This window comes from Stenotrophomonas sp. NPDC077421, from assembly GCF_049545505.1.
Lineage (GTDB): Bacteria > Pseudomonadota > Gammaproteobacteria > Xanthomonadales > Xanthomonadaceae > Stenotrophomonas > Stenotrophomonas nematodicola.
This window is the reverse complement of the sequence record NZ_JBMWDP010000026.1, coordinates 1-20,028: the sequence shown is the minus strand read 5'-3', so window position 1 is coordinate 20,028 and position 20,028 is coordinate 1. Positions and strand designations below refer to the sequence as shown.

21 protein-coding genes and 1 riboswitch are annotated in these 20,028 nt (G+C 68.0%); of the genes, 17 read left to right on the top strand and 4 right to left on the bottom strand.

Going from position 1 to position 20,028, the window contains the following annotated elements:
• Positions 1 to 3 precede the first annotated feature (3 nt).
• The 5 genes from ACPEH1_RS14120 to ACPEH1_RS14100 are packed head-to-tail and all read left to right on the top strand — an operon-like array spanning position 4 to position 5,153.
• On the top strand, positions 4 to 1,584 hold the full coding sequence (locus ACPEH1_RS14120; RefSeq protein ID WP_017357449.1) for an MBOAT family O-acyltransferase: 1,581 nt from the start codon (positions 4 to 6) through the stop codon (positions 1,582 to 1,584).
• Between the two features lie 13 nt (positions 1,585 to 1,597).
• Positions 1,598 to 1,828, top strand: a complete 231-nt coding sequence (locus ACPEH1_RS14115; RefSeq protein WP_017357450.1) for an acyl carrier protein — start codon at positions 1,598 to 1,600, stop codon at positions 1,826 to 1,828.
• A gap of 29 nt (positions 1,829 to 1,857) precedes the next feature.
• Positions 1,858 to 3,333, top strand: a complete 1,476-nt coding sequence (locus ACPEH1_RS14110) for an AMP-binding protein (RefSeq protein WP_136003644.1) — start codon at positions 1,858 to 1,860, stop codon at positions 3,331 to 3,333.
• The gene (locus tag ACPEH1_RS14105; RefSeq protein WP_136003646.1) at positions 3,330 to 4,016 is read left to right on the top strand and encodes an alginate O-acetyltransferase AlgF; all 687 of its coding nucleotides are present in this window, start codon (positions 3,330 to 3,332) and stop codon (positions 4,014 to 4,016) included. Before ACPEH1_RS14110 ends, ACPEH1_RS14105 begins: the two co-directional genes overlap by 4 nt.
• 3 nt (positions 4,017 to 4,019) lie before the next feature.
• The gene (locus tag ACPEH1_RS14100) at positions 4,020 to 5,153 is read left to right on the top strand and encodes an acyl-CoA dehydrogenase family protein (protein WP_017357453.1); all 1,134 of its coding nucleotides are present in this window, start codon (positions 4,020 to 4,022) and stop codon (positions 5,151 to 5,153) included.
• A 6-nt stretch (positions 5,154 to 5,159) separates the two neighbouring features.
• Here the strand turns inward: ACPEH1_RS14100 and ACPEH1_RS14095 are convergent, their stop codons facing one another.
• The 3 genes from ACPEH1_RS14095 to ettA form a co-directional block, all read right to left on the bottom strand.
• Positions 5,160 to 6,176, bottom strand: coding sequence for a DUF4434 domain-containing protein (locus tag ACPEH1_RS14095; protein ID WP_313241873.1), 1,017 nt, complete (start codon positions 6,174 to 6,176; stop codon positions 5,160 to 5,162).
• Between the two features lie 44 nt (positions 6,177 to 6,220).
• Complete coding sequence (locus tag ACPEH1_RS14090; RefSeq protein WP_153164911.1) at positions 6,221 to 7,537, bottom strand: NCS2 family permease; 1,317 nt, start codon at positions 7,535 to 7,537, stop codon at positions 6,221 to 6,223.
• A gap of 473 nt (positions 7,538 to 8,010) precedes the next feature.
• A complete protein-coding gene (ettA, locus tag ACPEH1_RS14085; RefSeq protein WP_017356142.1) occupies positions 8,011 to 9,675 on the bottom strand; it encodes an energy-dependent translational throttle protein EttA in 1,665 nt (554 codons plus the stop codon).
• A gap of 236 nt (positions 9,676 to 9,911) precedes the next feature.
• Here ettA and ACPEH1_RS14080 point away from each other — a divergent pair, with 236 nt between their 5' ends.
• The 7 genes from ACPEH1_RS14080 to ribD all read left to right on the top strand — a co-directional run bounded on the left by ACPEH1_RS14080 (position 9,912) and on the right by ribD (position 14,910).
• The gene (locus ACPEH1_RS14080) at positions 9,912 to 10,385 is read left to right on the top strand and encodes an RcnB family protein (RefSeq protein WP_136003653.1); all 474 of its coding nucleotides are present in this window, start codon (positions 9,912 to 9,914) and stop codon (positions 10,383 to 10,385) included.
• A 148-nt stretch (positions 10,386 to 10,533) separates the two neighbouring features.
• Complete coding sequence (glyA, locus tag ACPEH1_RS14075; RefSeq protein WP_423715952.1) at positions 10,534 to 11,787, top strand: serine hydroxymethyltransferase; 1,254 nt, start codon at positions 10,534 to 10,536, stop codon at positions 11,785 to 11,787.
• Position 11,788: 1 nt separating this feature from the next.
• Positions 11,789 to 12,253: a hypothetical protein gene (locus ACPEH1_RS14070; RefSeq protein ID WP_153164910.1), complete on the top strand. Its 465-nt coding sequence runs from the start codon at positions 11,789 to 11,791 to the stop codon at positions 12,251 to 12,253.
• A complete protein-coding gene (locus ACPEH1_RS14065; RefSeq protein WP_017356146.1) occupies positions 12,246 to 12,680 on the top strand; it encodes a hypothetical protein in 435 nt (144 codons plus the stop codon). Before ACPEH1_RS14070 ends, ACPEH1_RS14065 begins: the two co-directional genes overlap by 8 nt.
• Positions 12,681 to 12,706: 26 nt before the next feature.
• The gene (locus ACPEH1_RS14060; protein WP_017356147.1) at positions 12,707 to 13,141 is read left to right on the top strand and encodes a hypothetical protein; all 435 of its coding nucleotides are present in this window, start codon (positions 12,707 to 12,709) and stop codon (positions 13,139 to 13,141) included.
• Between the two features lie 95 nt (positions 13,142 to 13,236).
• Complete coding sequence (nrdR, locus tag ACPEH1_RS14055; protein ID WP_017356148.1) at positions 13,237 to 13,758, top strand: transcriptional regulator NrdR; 522 nt, start codon at positions 13,237 to 13,239, stop codon at positions 13,756 to 13,758.
• 69 nt (positions 13,759 to 13,827) lie between these two features.
• On the top strand, positions 13,828 to 14,910 hold the full coding sequence (gene ribD, locus ACPEH1_RS14050) for a bifunctional diaminohydroxyphosphoribosylaminopyrimidine deaminase/5-amino-6-(5-phosphoribosylamino)uracil reductase RibD (RefSeq protein WP_423715951.1): 1,083 nt from the start codon (positions 13,828 to 13,830) through the stop codon (positions 14,908 to 14,910).
• Between the two features lie 81 nt (positions 14,911 to 14,991).
• Here ribD and ACPEH1_RS14045 read toward each other — a convergent pair whose 3' ends face one another.
• A complete protein-coding gene (locus tag ACPEH1_RS14045; protein ID WP_017356150.1) occupies positions 14,992 to 15,615 on the bottom strand; it encodes an autotransporter outer membrane beta-barrel domain-containing protein in 624 nt (207 codons plus the stop codon).
• A 161-nt stretch (positions 15,616 to 15,776) separates the two neighbouring features.
• A riboswitch (FMN riboswitch) is annotated at positions 15,777 to 15,921 on the top strand.
• 78 nt (positions 15,922 to 15,999) lie between these two features.
• Between ACPEH1_RS14045 and ACPEH1_RS14040 the strand changes: the two genes are divergently transcribed.
• From ACPEH1_RS14040 to thiL, 5 genes are all read left to right on the top strand, one after another.
• Positions 16,000 to 16,626, top strand: a complete 627-nt coding sequence (locus ACPEH1_RS14040; RefSeq protein WP_017356151.1) for a riboflavin synthase — start codon at positions 16,000 to 16,002, stop codon at positions 16,624 to 16,626.
• Positions 16,623 to 17,720 (top strand): 3,4-dihydroxy-2-butanone-4-phosphate synthase, encoded by a 1,098-nt coding sequence (gene ribB, locus ACPEH1_RS14035; protein ID WP_017356152.1) that lies wholly within the window; start codon positions 16,623 to 16,625, stop codon positions 17,718 to 17,720. The genes ACPEH1_RS14040 and ribB overlap by 4 nt, the downstream gene beginning before the upstream one ends.
• Before the next feature lie 166 nt (positions 17,721 to 17,886).
• Positions 17,887 to 18,354 (top strand): 6,7-dimethyl-8-ribityllumazine synthase, encoded by a 468-nt coding sequence (gene ribH, locus ACPEH1_RS14030; RefSeq protein ID WP_017356153.1) that lies wholly within the window; start codon positions 17,887 to 17,889, stop codon positions 18,352 to 18,354.
• Positions 18,351 to 18,830, top strand: a complete 480-nt coding sequence (gene nusB, locus ACPEH1_RS14025; protein WP_017356154.1) for a transcription antitermination factor NusB — start codon at positions 18,351 to 18,353, stop codon at positions 18,828 to 18,830. Before ribH ends, nusB begins: the two co-directional genes overlap by 4 nt.
• A gap of 4 nt (positions 18,831 to 18,834) precedes the next feature.
• Positions 18,835 to 19,800, top strand: coding sequence for a thiamine-phosphate kinase (gene thiL, locus ACPEH1_RS14020; protein ID WP_229296511.1), 966 nt, complete (start codon positions 18,835 to 18,837; stop codon positions 19,798 to 19,800).
• Positions 19,801 to 20,028 lie beyond the last annotated feature (228 nt).

Here is a 20,028-nt window from a genome sequence, read left to right as displayed (position 1 = left end):
ACGATGCTTTTCAACTCCTTCCTGTTCCTGCTGGTGTTCCTTCCGATCGCACTGGGCATCCACTATCTGCTCGGTGCCTGGAAGCCGCGGATGGCCGCGCTGTGGTTGTGCGTGGCCTCGATCGTGTTCTACGGCTGGTGGAACCCGCAGTTCGTGGTGCTGCTGGCCGGCTCCATCGTATTCAACTATCTGGTCAGCCTGGCGATCCTGTCACTGGCCACGCGCCCGCGCCTGCAGGTGCTGGTCACCGCGCTGGGCGTGGCGGCCGACCTGTTGCTGCTGTTCCACTACAAGTATTTCGCGGCGATGGTGAATTTCGTCGGCGAGATGGGCTTCAACGTCGGCCCGATGGACGCGTTGATCCTGCCGCTGGGCATCTCCTTCTTCACCTTCACCCAGATCGGTTATCTGCTCGACTGCCGCGCCGGCGTGGTCAATGACCGCAGCCCGCTCAGCTATGTGCTGTTTGTGACCTTCTTCCCGCATCTGATCGCCGGCCCGATCCTCCATCACAAGGAGATGATGCCGCAGTTCAGCAAGCGCGAGACCTACCGCTTCCAGGCCGACAACCTGTCGGTGGGCGGCATGCTGTTTGTGATCGGCCTGGCCAAAAAGGTGCTGCTGGCCGACACCATCGCCCCGTATGCCGACGCCGGATTCGCCGAGACCGGCAGCGTGCAGTTCTGGGGCGCGTGGGCCACGGCGCTGAGCTACGCACTGCAGCTGTATTTCGACTTCTCCGGTTACTCGGACATGGCGCTCGGCCTGGCGCGCATGTTCGGCATCCGCTTCCCGCTCAACTTCAATTCGCCGTACAAGGCGACCAGCGTGATCGACTTCTGGGCGCGCTGGCACATGACGCTGACCCGCTACATCACCGCCTACCTGTACTACCCGGTGGCGATGGCGGTGACCCGTTGGCGCACCCGCCACGGCCGCCCGACCGGCCCCACCGCGGTAGCCTCGGCCGGTGGCTTCCTGTCGATGATCGTGCTGCCCACGGTATGGGCAATGGGCCTGGCGGGCATCTGGCACGGCGCCGGCCTGCAGTTCCTGATCTTCGGCCTGCTGCATGCGGGCTACCTGGCGATCAACCACGCCTGGCGCGTGTTCGTCGGCGGGCGCACGCCGGTGGCGCTGCGCAAGGTGAGCAGGCTGCAGCACGTGGGCTACCTGCTGCTGACCTTCGGCGCGGTCCTGGTGGCGCAGGCGTTCTTCCGCGCCGACGGCGTGGGTGATGCCTGGCAGCTGGTGCAGGGCATGGCCGGCGTGCGGGGCTGGGAAGCGCTCGAGAGCGTTTCCCATGCGGCCGGACTGGGCCTGGCCGACGGTGCGCGCCTGCTGATCGGGCATCACCTGCAGTTCGTGTATATCGTGGTGCTGCTGGCAATCGTGTGGGGCACCCCCAACGCACACCAGATCATGGGCGTGTACTCGCCTTCGCTGGCCAAGCCGAATCCGGCGCCGCGTGCGTGGATGCGCTGGCAGCCCACCCTGCGGTGGCTGCTGGTGATGCTGGTTCTGCTCGGGTTGTGCCTGATGAGCCTGCACAAAGAATCGCGTTTCCTCTACTTCCAGTTCTGACAAGGTGAACCACATGGATATCCAGACCCTCCAGACCCAGCTGATCGACATCGTCGAGTCGGTGATCGGCACCCGCGTGCAGCCCGACGAGTACATGGAGTCGCTGTTCGACTCCATGTCCAAGGTGCAGCTGATGGTCGAGGTCAAGGACCGCCTGGGTGTCACCCTGCCGGTCGATGAGATCGACGCGCTGGTCGATTCGGTGCAGGTGCTGGCCGACTACGTGGCCGCGCACCAGCGCTGAGCCGCCCACCTTCCGCAGGAGCCGACCGCATGCGATTCGATTTCGACCACGGCCGCTTCGTCGATCACGCGCACGCCCCGCACGCGGCGGCCCTGCACGATGCCGACGGGGTGATGGACTGGGCGGAGCTGGAGAGGGCCACCCAGGCCTGGATGACCCGGGCGCAGGCGGCCGGCGTGCTGCCCGGGCATGCCCTGGTGATTTCCGGCCACAAGCAGGCCGCCTTCGTTGTGGCCATGCTCGGCTGCCTGCAGATGGGCGTGACCTACGTGCCGGTGGATACCATCAATCCGCCGGCGCGCCTGCAGCGCATCACCGGGCTGGTGCATGCCGTTGCGGTCTACGATGCGGCCGCCGATACGTTCGGCCCCGGTGCTGCCGCGCCACGCGCGCTGACCGTGCCAGGGCTGGCCTACATCATGTTCACCTCCGGCAGCACCGGTGATCCGAAGGGCGTGCAGATCGGCCGCGACAGCGTGGCGCTGTTCACCGGCTGGATCCGGGACTGCCTGGCGTTGGGGGAGGCACCGGCGTTCCTCAACCAGATGCTCTTCAGCTTCGATTTCTCGTTGTTCGATCTGTGCGGCGCGCTGGGTCTCGGCGGCTGCTGCGTACTCTGTCCGCGTGAGGTGATCGCCGACAGCGAACGCTTTGTCGACCACCTGCGCCAGTCCGATGTCGCGGTGTGGGCCTCCACACCGTCGTTCGTTCGCCAGCAGATGCTCAACCCGCGTTTCACCGCCGCCCAGCTGCCGTCGCTGCGTGTGTTCGTGTTCGGCGCCGAGTCGCTGACCCCGCGCGTGGCCGAGGAACTGTGGGCGCGGTTCCCGCAGGCGCGCATCATCAACTCCTACGGCCCCACCGAGGCAACCTGTTCCACCACCTGGGTGGAGATCGATGCCGGGCTGCGCGCCGCCGCCCCCAATCCGTTCCCGATCGGCGTGGCCAAGCCGTATGCCGAAGTCTTCCTGGACGACGGCGAAATCTGCATGGCCGGCGACCACGTGATGCGGGGCTATCTCGACCGACCCGATCTCGATCAGGGCGTGCTGTTCGAACACAACGGCAAGCGTGCCTACCGCAGCGGCGACCTCGGCGATCTCGATGCGCAGGGCCGGGTGTACTTCCGCGGCCGCAAGGACGACCAGATCAAGCTCAACGGCTACCGCATCGAACTGGCCGAAGTGGATGCGGCGCTGTCCACGCTGGAGGGCGTTGTTGCGGGTGCGGCGGTGGTGCTGCGCCGCCCCGACGGCAGCCTGGTGCGCATGATCGGTTTCGTCGAGCTCACCCAGCCGGGCGAAGGCGCGGTGCAGCCCTTGCCCGAGGCCCTGCAGGACTGGAAGGACCAGCTTGGCCGGCGCATGCCGCCTTACATGATCCCCTCCGAACTGATTGCCGTGGACGCGTTGCCCACCGGCGCCACCAACAAGGTCGATCGCAAACAACTGGAGCAGCGCTACGCATTGGCGCGGACGCTCCGCAGCCAGGAACCCAAACGATGAAGATGCCGCTGACCCTGCTCGCCGCCGCCCTGCTGGCGTGCTCCCCCGTGGCCGCGAACGCGCAGCAGGGCGCGCCGGAAGGCCGCCTTGCGCAGTTGTATGCGGCGCGACCGCCCGCCGGTTCGGCATTCGTGCGCGTGCTCAATCCCGGCGCGACCGCGCTGAAGGTTGCTGTCGGCAACGGTGCCGACCAGAGCATCGGCCCGGCCACGCGCGCCACGCGCTATGCGATCGTCGAAGGCGGCAAACCGTTCCCGGTCCGTGTGGCCGGCAAGCCGCGCACGCAGGGGCAGGTCGCCGCGGGTACCTTCACCACGCTGGTGCTGGACCCGGCAACGCCGTCGCGGCCGTTGGCCGTGCTGGCCGACGGCGGGGGCAGCAGCGATGCGCTCAAGGCGGAAATCCGCTTCTACAACCTGGCCACGGGCTGCGCGCAGGCGCGGCTGGCGATGGCCGACAAGGGGGCGGTGGTGTTCCCGGCGGTCGCCGCCGGCGCCAGCAGCGCGCGCGCCATCAATCCGGTCAAGGCGCGACTGGTCGCCGGCTGCGGCGGCAAGGACAGCCTGCCGGTGGCGCTGCCCTCGTTGCAGCCCGGCGACCACTACAGCCTGTTCCTGACCGGCAGCGCCAGTGCGCCTGTCCTGCAGGGCCAGCTCAGCGGGACCGATCCGGTGGGGCGCTGATCCATGCATGCGCGTTCCATTTTCCGCGATGACCACACCCTGTTCCGCGACCAGGTGCAGCGCTTCATCGACGCGCATATCGCGCCGCACTACGCGCAATGGGAGCGCGACGGCATCACGCCGCGTTCGCTGTGGCGCGAGGCGGGCGAGGCCGGGCTGCTCAACTGCCAATTGCCCGATCCGTATGGGGTGGGCGGTGATTACGGGCACGCCGCCTGTGTGATCGAGGAGCTGGCGCGCGCCAATTATCTGGGTATCGGCTTCTCGATTCACTCGGACATGGTCGCGCCGTATCTGATGCAGTACGGCAGCGATGCGCTGCGTGATGCGTGGTTGCCGGCGATGGCGCGTGGCGAGGCGATCGGCGCCATCGCGATGACCGAGCCCGGCGCCGGCAGCGATCTCAAAGCGATCCGCACCCGCGCCGAGCGCCGTGGCGACCACTACGTACTGAACGGCCAGAAGACCTGGATCACCAACGGCGCCCATGCCGATGTCGTGGTGGTGGTGGCGACGGTCGCGCCGGAACTGGGCGCGCGCGGGCTCACTCTGCTGTGCGTGGACGCGCATCTGCCCGGTATCACCCGCAGCGCGCCGATGGCCAAGATCGGCCAGCACGCGCAGGACACCACCGAGCTCTTCTTCCAGGACGTGGAAGTGCCGGTATCGCACCTGCTCGGCGAGGAACAGCGCGGGTTCGACTATCTCGGCGAACAGCTGGCGGCCGAACGCCTGGCGATCGCGCTGCGTGCGGCGGCATCGGCCGAGGGCATGCTGGCCGAAACGGTGGCCTACGTGCGCCAGCGCAAGGCCTTCGGCCGGTTCCTGATCGACCACCAGAACACCCGGTTCGTGCTCGCCGATGCGGCGGCACGGCTGGCGATGCTGCGCACCTTCCTGGACCAGTGTCTGGGCGAGCAGATGGAGGGGCGGCTGGACGCGACCCGCGCGGCGATGGCCAAGCTCAATGCCACCGAACTGCAGGGGCAGGTTCTGGACGATCTGCTGCAGTTGCACGGTGGCTACGGTTACAGCAGCGAATACGGTATCGGCCGCGCTTGGGCCGACGCGCGCGCGCTGCGCATCTTTGGCGGCACCAGCGAAATCCTGCGCGAGATCATCGGGCGCGCGCTCTAGCGCGCGCTATGGCGCGCTGGTACGCCAGCGCCGGCGCAACGCCTGCGCGCGCGGGGTGTCCTGCGACAGCCACGGGTCCAGCGCGAAGGCGAACACGCCGGCCGCGCCGCTGCGCTCGGCCCACGCCAGCTGCTTGGCGATGCGGGCGGCGTCGGCGGTCTGTGCCTGGAAATGGCTGCCGTCGGCGGGCGAGCTGGCCAGTTCCTCGAACAGTTCCACCACCACGTCGAAGTCGACGTTGCGCGCGCGCAGCAGCGCCAGCAGCGGATCGACGCCGTCCAGGTTGTCCAGGCCAGCCACGCCGACGCCGTCCTGCACCATCGGCCGCAGCGGCGCCTGTTCCAGGATGCGGGTCCACAGCTGCGCCAGCGATCCGGTGGTGGGCAGCCGGCTGAAATACGTGGAAATGGCGGTGACGTGCGGCGTACCTGCTTTCGCCGCCGCGCTCAGCGCGGCCAGCCAGGTGCACAGCCGCTGCTGGCGGTCGTCCTGCGCCCAGTGGAACTGTTCCAGTTCGTAGGGCAGGTACCAGCCGGAAAAATTGGCCTGCCGCGCCCACGGCGCCCGTTGCAGGTAGCGGCGGGCGTGGTCCAGGGTGAGTGCGAGAAACGCATCCAGCGCGGCCGGATCTGCTGCCTGCAACGCCTTCCACCAGCCGCTGTGATACGGCAGCCCGACGCGCACCTGCAACCCTTCCGCCGCGGCGGTGGAAAAGATCAGCTGCATCACCGGATCGGGCACATCCCAGTCGGCGTCGCCGCCGCTGCCGTACAGCCCCGCCCACTGCACCACGATCTGGCGGCAGCCAAGCTGCCGGGCCAGCACCATGTGCCGTTGCCAGTCCTGTGCGGTGAGGTCCAGGTGGCTGCGCCAGGGCTGGATGAAGCTGCCGTCGAAATGCGGCGGGGTCGAACACCCGGGCAAGGTCGCCAGTGCGGCGGCCGCAGGCGCGAGCAGCGCTGCGCGCAGCAGGCGCCGGCGCAGCGGGGACGACAGATCGGTGGGCTGGCGGACATCGGTCATGCACGCATCATCCCAGAGCCGCGTTGCCGAGGGGTGAACCGCGTTTATTCCAGCGCGTAGCGCAGTACGAACAACCCGGCCACCAGCCATACCGCCGGGTGCACGTCGCGCCAGCGCCCGGTGCCGGCCTTGAGCACGGCATAGGCGATGAAACCGAACGCCAGGCCATTGGCGATGGAGTAGGTGAACGGCATCGCCAACGCGCACAGGGCCGCCGGAACCGATTCGGTCAGGTCACCCCATTCCACATCGACCAGTTCGCGCAGCATCAGGCCGGCAACGAACAGCAGGGCAGGGGCGGTGGCGTAGCCGGGCACCATCGCCGCCAGCGGCGAGAACAGCAGCGCGGCCAGGAACAGGGCCGCCACCACCAGCGCGGTCAGGCCGGTGCGCCCGCCCGCCTGCACGCCGGAGGCGCTTTCAGCGAAGGCGGTTGTGCTGCTGGTGCCCAGCAGCGAGCCGGCAACAATGGCGGTGCTGTCAGCGAGCAGGGCGCGGCCGAAGCGCTTCTGTGCGCCCGGCAGTTTGAGCAGCCCCGCGCGTCCCACCACGCCGTACAGGGTGCCGGTGGCATCGAACACCTCCACCAGCACGAACACCAGCACCACCTGCAGCAGCACAGCGATCGGCGCACCGCCGTCGTGGTGCAGCAGGCCGGGCAGGTCCAGCTGCAGGAAGGTGGGGGCCAGGCTCGGCGGCAGCGACACCACGCCGTGGAACTGCACGTCACCCAGCAGCCAAGCCGCGCCGGTGACCGCGAGAATGCCGATCAGGATCGCGCCCCGCACGCGCCGCGCTTCGAGGATGGCGATCAACAGGAAGCCGGCCAGCGCGAGCAGGGGCGGTGCGGTGTTGAGGGGCCCGAGCGCGACGAGGGTGTCGGTGTTGGCGATGATCACGCCGGATTTCTGCAGGGCGATGATCGCCAGGAACAGACCAATGCCGGCGACGATGGCCGCGCGCAGCGACGCGGGGATGCCCGCCACCAGCCAGGCGCGCACGCCGGTGAGCGACAGCACCAGAAACACCAGCCCGGAAATGAAAACGGCCGCCAGCGCCTGCTGCCACGGCAGCCCGGCCGCACCGACCACGGTAAAGGCGAAGAAGGCGTTCAGGCCCATGCCCGGTGCCATGCCGACCGGGAAGTTGGCGGCGAACGCCATCACCAGCGAGCCGAGCGCGGCGGCCAGGCAGGTGGCGACGAATACCGCGCCCGGATCCATGCCGGTGGTGGACAGGATGTCGGGGTTGACGAAGACGATGTAGGACATCGTCAGGAAGGTGGTCAGCCCGGCCAGCAGTTCGGTGCGCACGGTGGTGCCGTGCTGCTGGAGCTGGAACAGGCGTTCAAACAGGTTCATGGCTTGGGTCCACGGGTGTTGGTTTTCTTCGTTGGATATTTAGCGAAGCCAAGAGCCTTCGTCTGGTGCAACTGTGGGTTAGGGCCGGCGGGTGCGGGGGTACGGGACACGCCGTGAATACGTCCATGTAGGCTCGTAGAAAACATCCATGTTTTCTACGGTCCCGTACCCCCACACCCGCCGGCCCTCCGACAGCATGTCGGTGGCCACGGGAATTCAGACCCAACCGCGGCGCACGCGATCTATCGGGGGAGGCCGGCGGGTGGCCCCTGTAGGGACTGTCAAAAACATGGATGTTTTTGCCAAGCCCCCAAGGATGGGTTTACGGCGTGTCCCGTAAGGGGCTGCCCGTCGGCCTCCCCAGCCCGCAAAAACTGAAGCGCTGCAGTTGACCTTGCCCTACGACCTACGACCTACGACCGTGGCCTACCTCAAAGCAGAACGGCCGCGCAGAGCGCGGCCGTTCTTTTCTCTTACTTCAGCGCCTTGAAGCGCAGGCGCTTCGGGGCGGCGTCGTCGCCCATGCGGCGGCGCTTGTCTTCTTCGTATTCGCGGTAGTTGCCCTGGAAGAACTCCACGTGCGAATTGCCTTCGAACGCCAGGATGTGGGTCGCGATGCGATCCAGGAACCAGCGGTCATGCGAAATGACGAAGGTGTTGCCCGGGAATTCCAGCAGCGCATCTTCCAGCGCACGCAGCGTTTCGATGTCCAGATCGTTGGACGGTTCGTCGAGCAGCAGCACGTTGCCCCCCTGCAGCAGGGTCTTGGCCATGTGCAGGCGACCACGCTCACCACCGGACAGCGAACCGACCAGCTTCTGCTGGTCCTGGCCCTTGAAGTTGAAGCGGCCGATGTACGCGCGCGACTGGATTTCCACGCCGTTGATGTTGAGGATGTCCAGACCGCCGGCGATTTCCTGGAAGACGTTGTGGTTGCCTTCCAACGCGTCGCGGCTCTGGTCCACGTAGGACAGCTGCACGGTCGGGCCGACCACGATTTCGCCGGAGTCCGGCTTTTCCTGGCCGGTGATCATCTTGAACAGGGTCGACTTGCCCGCACCGTTGGGGCCGATGATGCCCACGATCGCGCCGGCCGGGACCAGGAAGTTCAGGTCGTCGAACAGCAGACGGTCGCCGAACTTCTTGGACACGTTCTTGAACTCCATCACCGAGTTGCCCAGGCGCTCGCCCGGCGGGATGAAGATTTCGTTGGTCTCGTTGCGCTTCTGGTAATCAACCGACTGCAGCTCTTCCAGGCGGGCCAGACGGGCCTTGCCCTTGGTGCGGCCACCCTTGGCGTTCTGGCGCGACCACTCCAGCTCCTTCTGGATCGCCTTCTGGCGGGCCTTTTCCTGGTTGTCTTCCTGCTTCAGGCGCTCGTCCTTCTGCATCAGCCAGTCGGTGTAGTTGCCCTTCCACGGAATGCCGCGGCCGCGGTCCAGTTCCAGGATCCACTCGGCGGCGTTGTCCAGGAAGTAACGGTCATGGGTCACTGCCACCACGGTGCCGGTGTAGCGCGCCAGGAACTGCTCCAGCCATTCCACGGACTCGGCGTCCAGGTGGTTGGTCGGTTCGTCGAGCAGCAGCATGTCCGGCTTCTGCAGCAGCAGGCGGCACAGTGCCACGCGGCGCTTTTCACCGCCGGACAGCTTGCCCACGATGGCATCCCACGGCGGCAGGCGCAGTGCGTCGGCGGCCACGTCCAGCTGGTTTTCCAGGGTGTGCGCGTCGCCGGCGGCGAGGATCGCCTCCAGGCGCTCCTGTTCCTTGGCCAGCTTGTCGAAATCGGCGCCTTCCTCGGCATAGGCCAGGTAGACCGCGTCCAGCGCGGCCTGCGCCTGCAGCACTTCGCCCACGCCTTCCTCGACCGCTTCACGCACGGTCTTGTTGGGGTCCAGCTCCGGTTCCTGGGCCAGATAGCCGACCTTGATGCCGGCCTGCGGGCGGGCTTCGCCCTCGAAGTCGGTATCCACGCCGGCCATGATCTTCAGCACCGTCGACTTGCCGGCGCCGTTCAGGCCCAGCAGGCCGATCTTGGCACCCGGGAAGAACGACAGCGAGATGTCCTTGATGATCTGCCGCTTGGGCGGGACCACCTTGCTGACGCGGTTCATGGTGTAGATGTATTGCGAGGACATGTGGTCTCCGAAGGCGCAACCCTGCGCCCGTTCCGTTGGGAACAGGAACAGATGTAAAGGAATACCCCCGATTATAGCGGGAAGCGGTGACAACCGCCGGCCGGCCCGGGAGGGTGGGGCTTGCCGCCGCCTGAACGGGTCGTCAAAGCCCTTGAAATGGAAACCGTTTCCAGCCGGAAACCGTTCAGATCCGGTCAGCATGATGTAATCATCCATCCACTCGAGCGAGGCCCGTCATGCGCATGAATCGAATTGTGGTCGGGGCCGTGGCCTCGCTGCTGGCCCTGGGCGCGGTTGCACCGGCCTTCGCCGACAACGACCATCGCGGCCGTGGTCACGACCGCCATGACCGTTACGACCGTCATGATGATCGCCACGACCGCCGCCATGACCGCCGGGAGTGGCGCGATGACCGCCGCGAAGCCCGCCACGACCGTCGCTATTACGACAACCGTGGCTACTACCGCCCGGCGCCCCCGCCGCGCGTGGTCTACCGCCCGGCACCCGGCTACGGCTCCTACGGCTGGGCGCGTGGCCATCGCTACCGCGAGTACTACGGTGGCCCGGTCTACGTGGTCAACGACTACAGCCGCTACTCGGTGCGCCGTCCGCCCCGCGACCACCACTGGATCCGCGACGACCGTGGCAATCTGCTGCTGGTGGCCATCGCCACCGGCATCATCGCCGACTACGTGATCAACAACCGGTAAGGCCAGCCACGGCCTCGCCACCCAGGACGGCGCCCTCGCGGGCGCCGTCCGTCGTTCTGGGGGCGGTCGACACGATTGGTCACCCCGCGTCGCGGGGACTACAATCCAGAGCTCGCGCTGTACCCCCTCTGCCTGCCTGGAGTAACCGATGTTCCCGCGTGACGTCCGCATCGAAACCTACGATCCCGAACTGGCCAAGGCCATCGCCGCCGAAACCCAGCGCCAGGAAGACCACGTCGAGCTGATCGCCAGCGAGAACTACACCAGCCCGGCCGTGATGGAGGCCCAGGGCAGCCAGCTGACCAACAAGTACGCCGAAGGCTATCCGGGCAAGCGCTACTACGGTGGCTGCGAGTATGTGGACATCGCCGAGCAGCTGGCCATTGACCGCCTCAAGCAGCTGTTCGATGCCGACTACGCCAACGTGCAGCCGCACAGCGGTTCGCAGGCCAACCAGGCCGTCTACTTCGCGCTGCTGCAGCCGGGCGACACCATTCTGGGCATGTCGCTGGCCCACGGCGGCCACCTGACCCACGGCGCCAAGGTCAACGCCTCGGGCAAGCTGTTCAACGCCGTGCAGTACGGCGTGGACGAGCAGGGCCTGATCGACTACGACGAAGTCGAGCGCCTGGCCCTGGAGCACAAGCCGAAGATGGTCGTGGCCGGCTTCTCGGCCTATTCGCAGGTGGTGGACTGGGCGCGCTTCCGCGCCATCGCCGACCAGGTCGGTGCGTACCTGTTCGTGGACATGGCGCACGTCGCCGGCCTGGTTGCCGCCGGGGTGTACCCGAGCCCGCTGCCGCACGCGCATGTGGTCACCTCGACCACCCACAAGACCCTGCGCGGCCCGCGCGGCGGCATCATCATCGCCAAGGGGGCAAACGAGGACCTGGTCAAGAAGCTGCAGTCGATCGTGTTCCCGGGCATCCAGGGCGGTCCGCTGATGCACGTCATCGCCGGCAAGGCCGTGGCGTTCAAGGAAGCGCTGGAACCGGGCTTCAAGACCTACCAGCAGCAGGTGGTCAAGAACGCCCAGGCGATGGCCACCACGCTGATCGCGCGTGGCTACAAGATCGTTTCCGGCGGTACCCGGAACCACCTGATGCTGGTGGACATGATCGGCAAGGACGTCTCCGGCAAGGACGCGGAAGCCGCACTGGGCAAGGCCCACATCACCGTCAACAAGAACTCCGTGCCCAACGACCCGCGTTCGGCGTTCGTGACCTCGGGCCTGCGCCTGGGCACCCCGGCGGTCACCACCCGCGGCTATGTCGAACAGGACTGTGTGGACCTGGCCAACTGGATCGCCGACGTGCTCGACGCCCCGGCGGACGAGGCGGTGATCGCCCGCGTGCGCGAGGCGGTCAGCGCGCAGTGCCGCAAGTACCCGGTCTACGGGTGAGATGGGCGAGGGCCGCGCGCAGCGACGCTACGCGATCCTGGCCCTCGCGTTCGGCGTCCCCGGCCTGGCCGGGGGCGGCGCCCTGGCGCTGTTCGGCATCGTCCTGTCAGTGTTCGGACCGCACTACATGGGTCTTTCCGAGCGCCTGCTGACGCTGGCGTTCGGCTTGGCTGGCGCAGCCGCACCGGCCGGCTGGTTGTGGCTGAGCGTGGCCTACCTCCGGCGTGGTCGAGAGGGGCTGCGCCGCGCCGGGGTGGTGCCGTGGATCGGCCTGCTGCTGGGGCTGCTCACCGGCCTGTTCGTTCTGGCCACGCTGCTCTGGCACTGGCAGGACGGCGGGCGGCAGACCGTCGCACTGGTGCTGGCCGGCCTGCTGCTGGCGGTGCCCGCCGCGGCCCTGGCCGCGCGCGCCCGGCCTGATGCCAAACACACGCCCCCCGCACGGACGCTGACCACGGATGAATGACATCGCGCAACGTCGCACTTATGCGGTGGTGGCTCTGCTGCTGGGCCTGCCCACGCTGGCCGTCGGCGGCACCTTGTCGGTGCTAGCGGTCATCGTCTTTTTCTCCCGCAACAGCTACATGGGCACCCTCGAAAGCCTGGCGCTGCTGGCCTGGGGCCTGTCGGGCATTCTCGGTCTGCTGGGCTGGCTGTGGCTGAGCGGCGTGTACCTGCGGCACGGCCGCGAGGGCCTGCGCCGCAGCAGCCCGCTGGGCTGGATCGGCATTGCCTGCGGCGTCATCGGCGCGCTGAGTGTGCTGGTGGTCGTCATGCGCCTTCTCCCCCAGGGCGGCTGGGAGGTGCTCGGTTATCTGACCGCCGGTCCGCCGTTGCTGGTGCCGAGCGCACAACTGGCATGGATGCGCTGGTCGGGCCAGACGCAGGCATGAGAGCCAGGTCGCGAGGTGGGCCGGTCATGCGCGATGGCGTCCACCGGCGTCTGTACGCGCTCCAGTGCGGGCTGCTGGGGCTGCCAACCGTGGTGGCCTGCGGCGTGGCTGGGGTCCAGGGCCTGCGCCATGTCGATGTACATCGCGGTTTTCTGCTCGCGGGCAACGAGGGCGGTCTGCTGCTGCTCTGGGGCGGCGCCGGTCTGCTCGGCCTGCTGGCCTGGCTGTGGCTGAGCGCCCGGTATCTCCGGCGCGGCCGCGACGGGCTGCGTCGGGCCGGGACCCTCCCGTGGGCCGGTCTGGCGATGGGGGCACTGGCGGCGGGCGGCCTGCTGCTCGTCCTCCTGTACGCCGGGGCCGTGGGACGCTGGCAGGTGCTGGGGTATCTGGTGTTTGGCCCGCTGCTGCTGGTGCCCAGCGCACACCTGGTGTGGTTGCGCCGATCGGAGGGGCCAAGCTGATGCACAGACGCGTATTTGCCGCCCCGGTTCTTCTCAGGTACCGTTGCGACGCTGCCATGACCGTGGCATGACGTTTTTCTCCAGCTAGGCGTTCCATGTACTGTCCGTTCTGCCAGCATGCCGATACCCGTGTGATCGATTCGCGCGTCTCCGAAGACGGCGCGACGATCCGGCGTCGTCGCGAATGCGAGGCCTGCAACGAGCGCTTCAGCACCCTGGAAACCATCGAACTGAAGCTGCCGGCGATCATCAAGAGCGATGGCAGCCGCGAGGCCTTCGACGCCCGCAAGCTGCGCAGCGGCTTCGACCGCGCGCTGCAGAAGCGCCCGGTGCCGGAAGACAAGATCGAACTGGCGGTCCGCGCGGTGATGCAGCAGGCGCGGACCTGCGGCGAGCGCGAAATCCCGTCGATCAAGGTCGGCGAGTTCGTCATGAACGAACTGCGCAAGCTCGACCACGTGGCCTACGTGCGCTTCGCCTCGGTGTATCGCAGTTTCGAGGACGTGGCCGATTTCCGCGAGGAGATCGAGAAGCTCGAACGCGAGCTGCCCTCCAGCACCGAGCAGCTGCAACTGCTCGGGGATGTGATCGCACTGGGCAAGAAGAAGAAGGGCTGAGCCCCCACGCTTCGCCGTCGGCCCGGCTGGGCTACCATCGCGGCTGCTTGCCTGCCGATGACCGTTGCCATGACCGACTTCTCCGCACTGGACCACCTGCACATGGCGCATGCCCTGCGCCTGGCCGAGCGCGCCGCGTACACCACGCGGCCCAACCCGATGGTGGGCTGCGTGATCGCGCAAAGTGCCGACGTGGTGGGCGAGGGCTGGCATCAGCGCACCGGCGGCCCGCATGCGGAAGTGTTCGCGCTGCGCCAGGCGGGTGAGCGTGCACGCGGGGCCACCGCGTACGTCACCTTGGAGCCCTGTGCCCACTACGGGCGCACGCCGCCGTGCGCACTGGCGCTGATCGAGGCGGGTATCGGCCGTGTGGTGGCGGCGATGCGCGATCCGTTTCCGAAGGTCGACGGCGGTGGGTTCGACCTGCTGCGCGCGGCCGGCATCGACGTCGCCGAAGGGCTGATGGCCGCGCAGGCGCGCGACCTCAACCACGGCTTCCTGTCGCGCATCGAACGCGGTCGCCCGTGGCTGCGGGTCAAGCTGGCGGCCAGCCTGGACGGCCGTACGGCAATGGCCGACGGCAGTTCCAAATGGATCACCGGTGCAGCCGCGCGCGAGGACGTACAGCACTGGCGCGCGCGCGCCGGTGCGATTCTGACCGGCGCCGGCACGGTGCTGGCCGACGATCCGATGCTCACCGTGCGGCTGGCCGACACCGAGGTCGTCGCGCCGCTGCGCGTGGTGCTCGATGCGCGCCTGCGCTCGCTGGAGTGCGCGCGCGTGCGCGAGGGCGGGGCACCCACGCTGTACCTGCACGACGCAGCCGTGAGCCCCCCCGATGCCGCCGATGCGGCGTTTGCCAGCGTGCCCAGCCACAACGGTCGCCTCGATCTTGCCGCAGTGCTGGCCCTGCTCGCCGACCGTGGGATCAACGAGGTGCATACCGAAGCCGGCGCCACCCTGTCCGGCGCGCTGGTACAGGCCGGCCTGGTCGACGAACTGCTGCTCTACCAGGCGCCGATCCTGCTCGGCGAGCATGGGCGGCCGCTGCTGTCCGGACTGTGCATTCACGCGATGGACCAGCAGCGCCGCCTGCGCGTGATCGACCAGCGCGTGCTCGGCAACGACCTGCGCCTGCTGCTGCGGCAGTGAGGGCGCGCCCGCCAGGCAAAAAAAAACGGACCCCTTTCGGGGCCCGTTCGATCATGGCGCGACCCGGAGGCCGCCGCCCGATCAGAAACTCGCGCGCACGCCCACCGAGTACTGGGTGACGTCTTCGTAAGCCTGCACTTCACCGACCAGGCCCCAGGCCTTGGTGAAGTTGACCTGGCCGCCGAGGGTGCCGATCCAGGTGCCGTCCATGTCGCTGCCGTCCAGGTAGCCGGCCTTCAGCCAGGCTTCGGTGCGCGGCGAGGGCTTGCCACGCACGCCCATGCTGGCGCGGCCGCCGTTGGTGTGGTCCTTCTCGCGCACGGTGCCAAAGCCGTCGTAGGTCGACTTGGCTTCCACGTTCTGGCGCACCCAGGCGATGTCGGCGGTGAAGTCGACGCGGTCGCTCATCGGCATGTGGTAACCGATACCCAGCTCCGGCTGGTTCAGTTCCAGCTTCAGGCTGCCATCGGCGTAGTTGTACTTCTTGGAGACCGTCGACCACGCGCCGAAGACATGCACCTGCTCGGCGATCGCGAACGAGCCGCGGATGTAGCCGCCGTCCACCTTCGGGTCGTTGAGGTAGTCGTCGTTGACCTGGATCTGGGTCCAGCCAGCTTCGGCGTAGGTGTAGCTCAGGCCGTCCGCAGCCGAGGCAGCGATCGGGGTGGCAGCCAGCAGGGCGGCCAGAATCAGGGTCTTGCGCATGGGTAGATCCTCACGGGTGGTGATGTCCGTTTCAGCCGCCACCTTCTTGGCGGCGGCAGGAGCGACGTCGTGTCGCGCGGCGCGGATATTAACAAGTTTTTTACAGAAAGCGAGCACTCAGGCTTCGCTGGTACAATGCGCGGGCCGGTTCGCCGGTACACAAACGTCTTCAGGGCGGGGTGCGATTCCCCACCGGCGGTAGGTGCGCAAGCACGAGCCCGCGAGCGCTTCCAGGTCTGCTGGAAGGTCAGCAGATCCGGTCAGATGCCGGAGCCGACGGTATAGTCCGGATGAAAGAAGACGGTGCTACAGGGCCTTTGCCGGCCCTGCGCCCGCCTGTTTGCCTTGCGGCGTTTTTCGCTCACTTTTCGCGGAGAACGTTACTTGTTTACTGGAATCATCGAAGGCGTCGGCCATGTGGCCGCACGCGAGACCCTCGGCGGCGACGTCCGCTTCACCTTCCACGTCGGCAGCCTGCCGTTCGACGCCGTGCAGCTTGGTGAGAGCATCGCCATCAACGGCGTGTGCCTGACCGTGATCGCGTTCGACGCCAGCACCTTCCAGGCCGACGCCTCCACCGAAACACTGGGCCTGACCACGCTCGGCCAGCTCGCCGATGGCGCGGTGATCAATCTCGAACGCGCGATGCGCCCGACCGACCGCCTTGGCGGCCATCTGGTCAGCGGCCATGTCGATGGCCTCGGTCAGGTCCTGTCCATCCACGACGATGCCCGCGCCCAGCGCTGGCGTTTTGCCGCGCCGGCCGCGCTGCTGCGCTACATCGCCAGGAAAGGCTCGATCTGCGTGGACGGGGTCAGCCTGACGGTCAACGACGTGGACGACGCCGGCTTCGAAGTCGCGTTGATTCCGCATACCGTTGCCAATACCGCGTTCGCCGCGACCGGTGTGGGCAGTGCGGTCAATCTGGAAATCGATCTGGTCGCCCGCTATGTGGAGCGGCTGATCAGCGTGCCCGCCCAGCGTGGGCAGGCACAGGGAGAGGCCGCATGAACTTCGCCCCCATCCCCGAAATCCTCGAGGACATCCGCCTGGGCCGCATGGTGGTCATCGTCGATGACGAAGACCGCGAGAACGAAGGCGACCTGATCATGGCCGCCGAGCTGGTCAAGCCCTCGGACATCAATTTCATGGTGACCCACGGCCGCGGCCTGGTGTGCCTGCCGCTGACCCGCGAGCGCGCCGCCGACCTGGGCCTGGCCCCGATGGTCCAGGCCAACACCGCGCAGTTCCAGACCAACTTCACGGTGAGCATCGAGGCCGCCGAGGGCGTCACCACCGGTATTTCGGCCTACGACCGCGCCCACACCATCCGCACGGCCGTGAAGCCCGATGCCAGGCCGGCCGACCTGCACCAGCCGGGCCACATCTTCCCGCTGATCGCCCAGCCGGGCGGCGTGCTCACCCGCGCCGGCCACACCGAGGCCGGCGTGGACCTGGCCATGCTGGCCGGGCTGGAACCGGCCGGCGTGCTGGTGGAGATCCTCAACCCGGACGGGAGCATGGCGCGCCGGCCGGAGCTGGAGGTGTTCGCCCGCGAACACGGCCTGAAGATGGGCTCCATCGCCGACCTGATCGCCTACCGTCTGGCCACCGAGAAGACCGTCGAACGCGTTGATGAGCGCCCGATCGACACCGAGTTCGGCCCGTTCACCCTGGTCACCTACCGCGACCGGATCGCCCACGATCTGCATTTCGCCCTGGTCCGTGGCCCCGTCGATGCCGAACCGACCCTGGTCCGGGTGCAGGTGGAGAATCCGCTGGCCGACCTGCTGCACTGGCGTCGCGACGATTTCGGCGTGGCCTCCACCGACGCCCTGCGCGCCATTGCCGCCGCCGACCGTGGCGTGATGGTGGTGCTGTCGGCCCCGCGCGACACCAACGGTCTGCTGGCCCGCCTGCGCCAGCAGCCGGCCCCGCTGACCCCGGGCAAGGACAAGGATGTGAGCCAGTGGCGCCGCAACGGTGCCGGCGCGCAGATCCTGTCCGACCTCGGCCTGGGCAAGCTGCGCGTGCTGGGCACCCCGCGCCGCCAGATCGGCCTGGCGGGTTACGGCCTGGAAGTCGTCGAGACCGTCGCGCCCTGACGCCCCCGTAGCGCCGGGCTTCGCTGCCGCGTCAGCCGGGCAGCGCCTGGCACTGCAGCCGCGTCAGCCGGGCAGAGCCCGGCGCTACAGCCGCGTCAGCCGGGCAGAGCCCGGCTCTACGGGGCCTGTTAGAATATTCATCTATCAAATGGACCCTACGCCGACCATGAGCCACTACGAAGGCGACCTCCGGACGCCGGAAAAGGCCCGTTTCGCCATTCTCGCCAGCCGCTGGAACGCCCGCATCACCGATGTGCTGGTGGCCGGTGCACGCAAGAGCCTGGCTGGCAACGGCATCGAGGAAGCAGCGATCGACGTGATCCGCGTGCCGGGCGCGTGGGAGCTGCCGCTGGTGGCCGCCCGCCTGGCGGCCGCGCATGAACATGCCGCCATCATCGCCCTGGGGTGCGTGATCCGTGGCGATACCCGCCACTACGAACACGTGGCCGACGGCTGTGCCGAAGGCCTGATGCGCGTGCAGCTGGATTTCGGCGTGCCGGTGCTCAATGGCGTGCTGGCGGTCGAACGTGTCGAGGATGCCGATACCCGCGCGGGCGGCAGCCACGGCAACAAAGGTGAGGAAGCCGCACTGACGGCGTTGGAAATGGTCAATCTTCTGGAGCAGTTGCCGTGAACAAGTCGACCCCGGGCAAGCCCTCCGGAAAGCCCGTCCGCCGTGATGGCATCGACCCCGTGCTGCGTTCGCGCGCGCGCCGTCGTGCCCTGCAGGCGATCTATGCCTGGCAGATCTCCGGCGGCAACGCGCAGTCGGTGATCGCCCAGTTCGCCCACGAACAGGCCCGCGAGATCGCCGACCTGGCGTACTTTGAAGCCTTGGTCCACGGCGTGCTCGACCACCGCAAGGACCTGGACGAGGCGCTGGACCCGTACCTGGATCGCGGCATCGAAGAAGTGGACGCCATCGAACGCGCCGCGCTGCGCGTGGCCGCCTACGAAATGCGCTACCGCCTGGATGTGCCGTACCGCGTGGTGATCAACGAGGCCATCGAATCGGCCAAGCGGTTCGGCTCCGAACACGGCCACACCTACGTCAATGGCGTGCTCGACCGCGCCGCCGTTGAATGGCGCAAGGTCGAAAACGGGGGTTGACCCCGTGTCGCTCGCCGAATTCGCCCTGATCAACCGCATCCGCGTCCGCACCCGCGAGCGCGCGGACGTGGTGTTGGGCATCGGCGACGATGCCGCGCTGCTGCAGCCGCGCGCTGGCGAGCAGCTCGTGGTGACCGCCGACACCCTCAACAGCGGCGTGCATTTCCCTGCCGAGACCCCGGCCGGCGACATCGGCTGGAAGACCCTGGCGGTGAACCTCTCCGACCTGGCGTCGATGGGCGCGCGCCCGGCCTGGTGCACGTTGGCGCTGTCGCTGCCCGACGCCACCACGGACTGGATCGACGCCTTTGCCGAAGGCTTCTTCGCGCTGGCCGACGCACACGACATCGTGCTGATCGGAGGCGACACCACCCGTGGCCCGCTGTCGCTGTCGGTGACCGCGATGGGCCAGGTGCCGGCCGGTACCGCGCTGCGTCGCGATGCAGCGCAGGCGGGCGACGACATCTGGGTCAGCGGCACACCCGGCGACGCGGCCGGCGCGCTGCGCGCGTGGCAGGCCGGCACGCTCGACGTGCGCCAGCCCCATGCCGATCCCCGGTGGGAAGCCCTGCGCCTGCGCCTGGCACGGCCTACCCCGCGCGTGGCCCTGGGCCGCGCGCTGGTCGGGCTGGCGCATGCCGCCGTAGACGTGTCCGACGGGCTGATCGCCGATCTGGGACACATCTGCGCACGCAGCGGTCTTGGTGCGCAGCTCGATGCCACCGCGCTGCCATTGTCGGATGCCCTGCGCGGCCTGTTCGCGGACGCGGACGCACGCCAGTGCGCGCTGCGCGGCGGTGACGATTACGAGCTGTGCTTCACCGCGGCTCCTGCGCGGCGCGATGCGCTGGCGGCGCTGGCGGCGCAGTTGCAGCTCCGGCTGACCTGCATCGGCACCATCACCGACGGGCAGGGTGTTGCCTGCGACGGAGACGATGCAGGTGCGGGTGGCTACCAGCACTTCGGTTGAGCCATACGCACCAGGATAAAGGAACGCCGGGCAGTGCCCGGCGTTCCTGTCTGTACGGCCAACGGGTGGGATGGATTACCAGGCGTAGGACATCCCCAGCTGCGCACTGGCTTCGCGGTAGCCGCTGTCGCCACGCATCAGGCCCAGCCCACCCCAGGCCGAAACGCCCGGGCGGAATGCAACCTTGGCACCGGCGCTGAGCGCATAGCGGTTGCGCGGCGTGCTGGC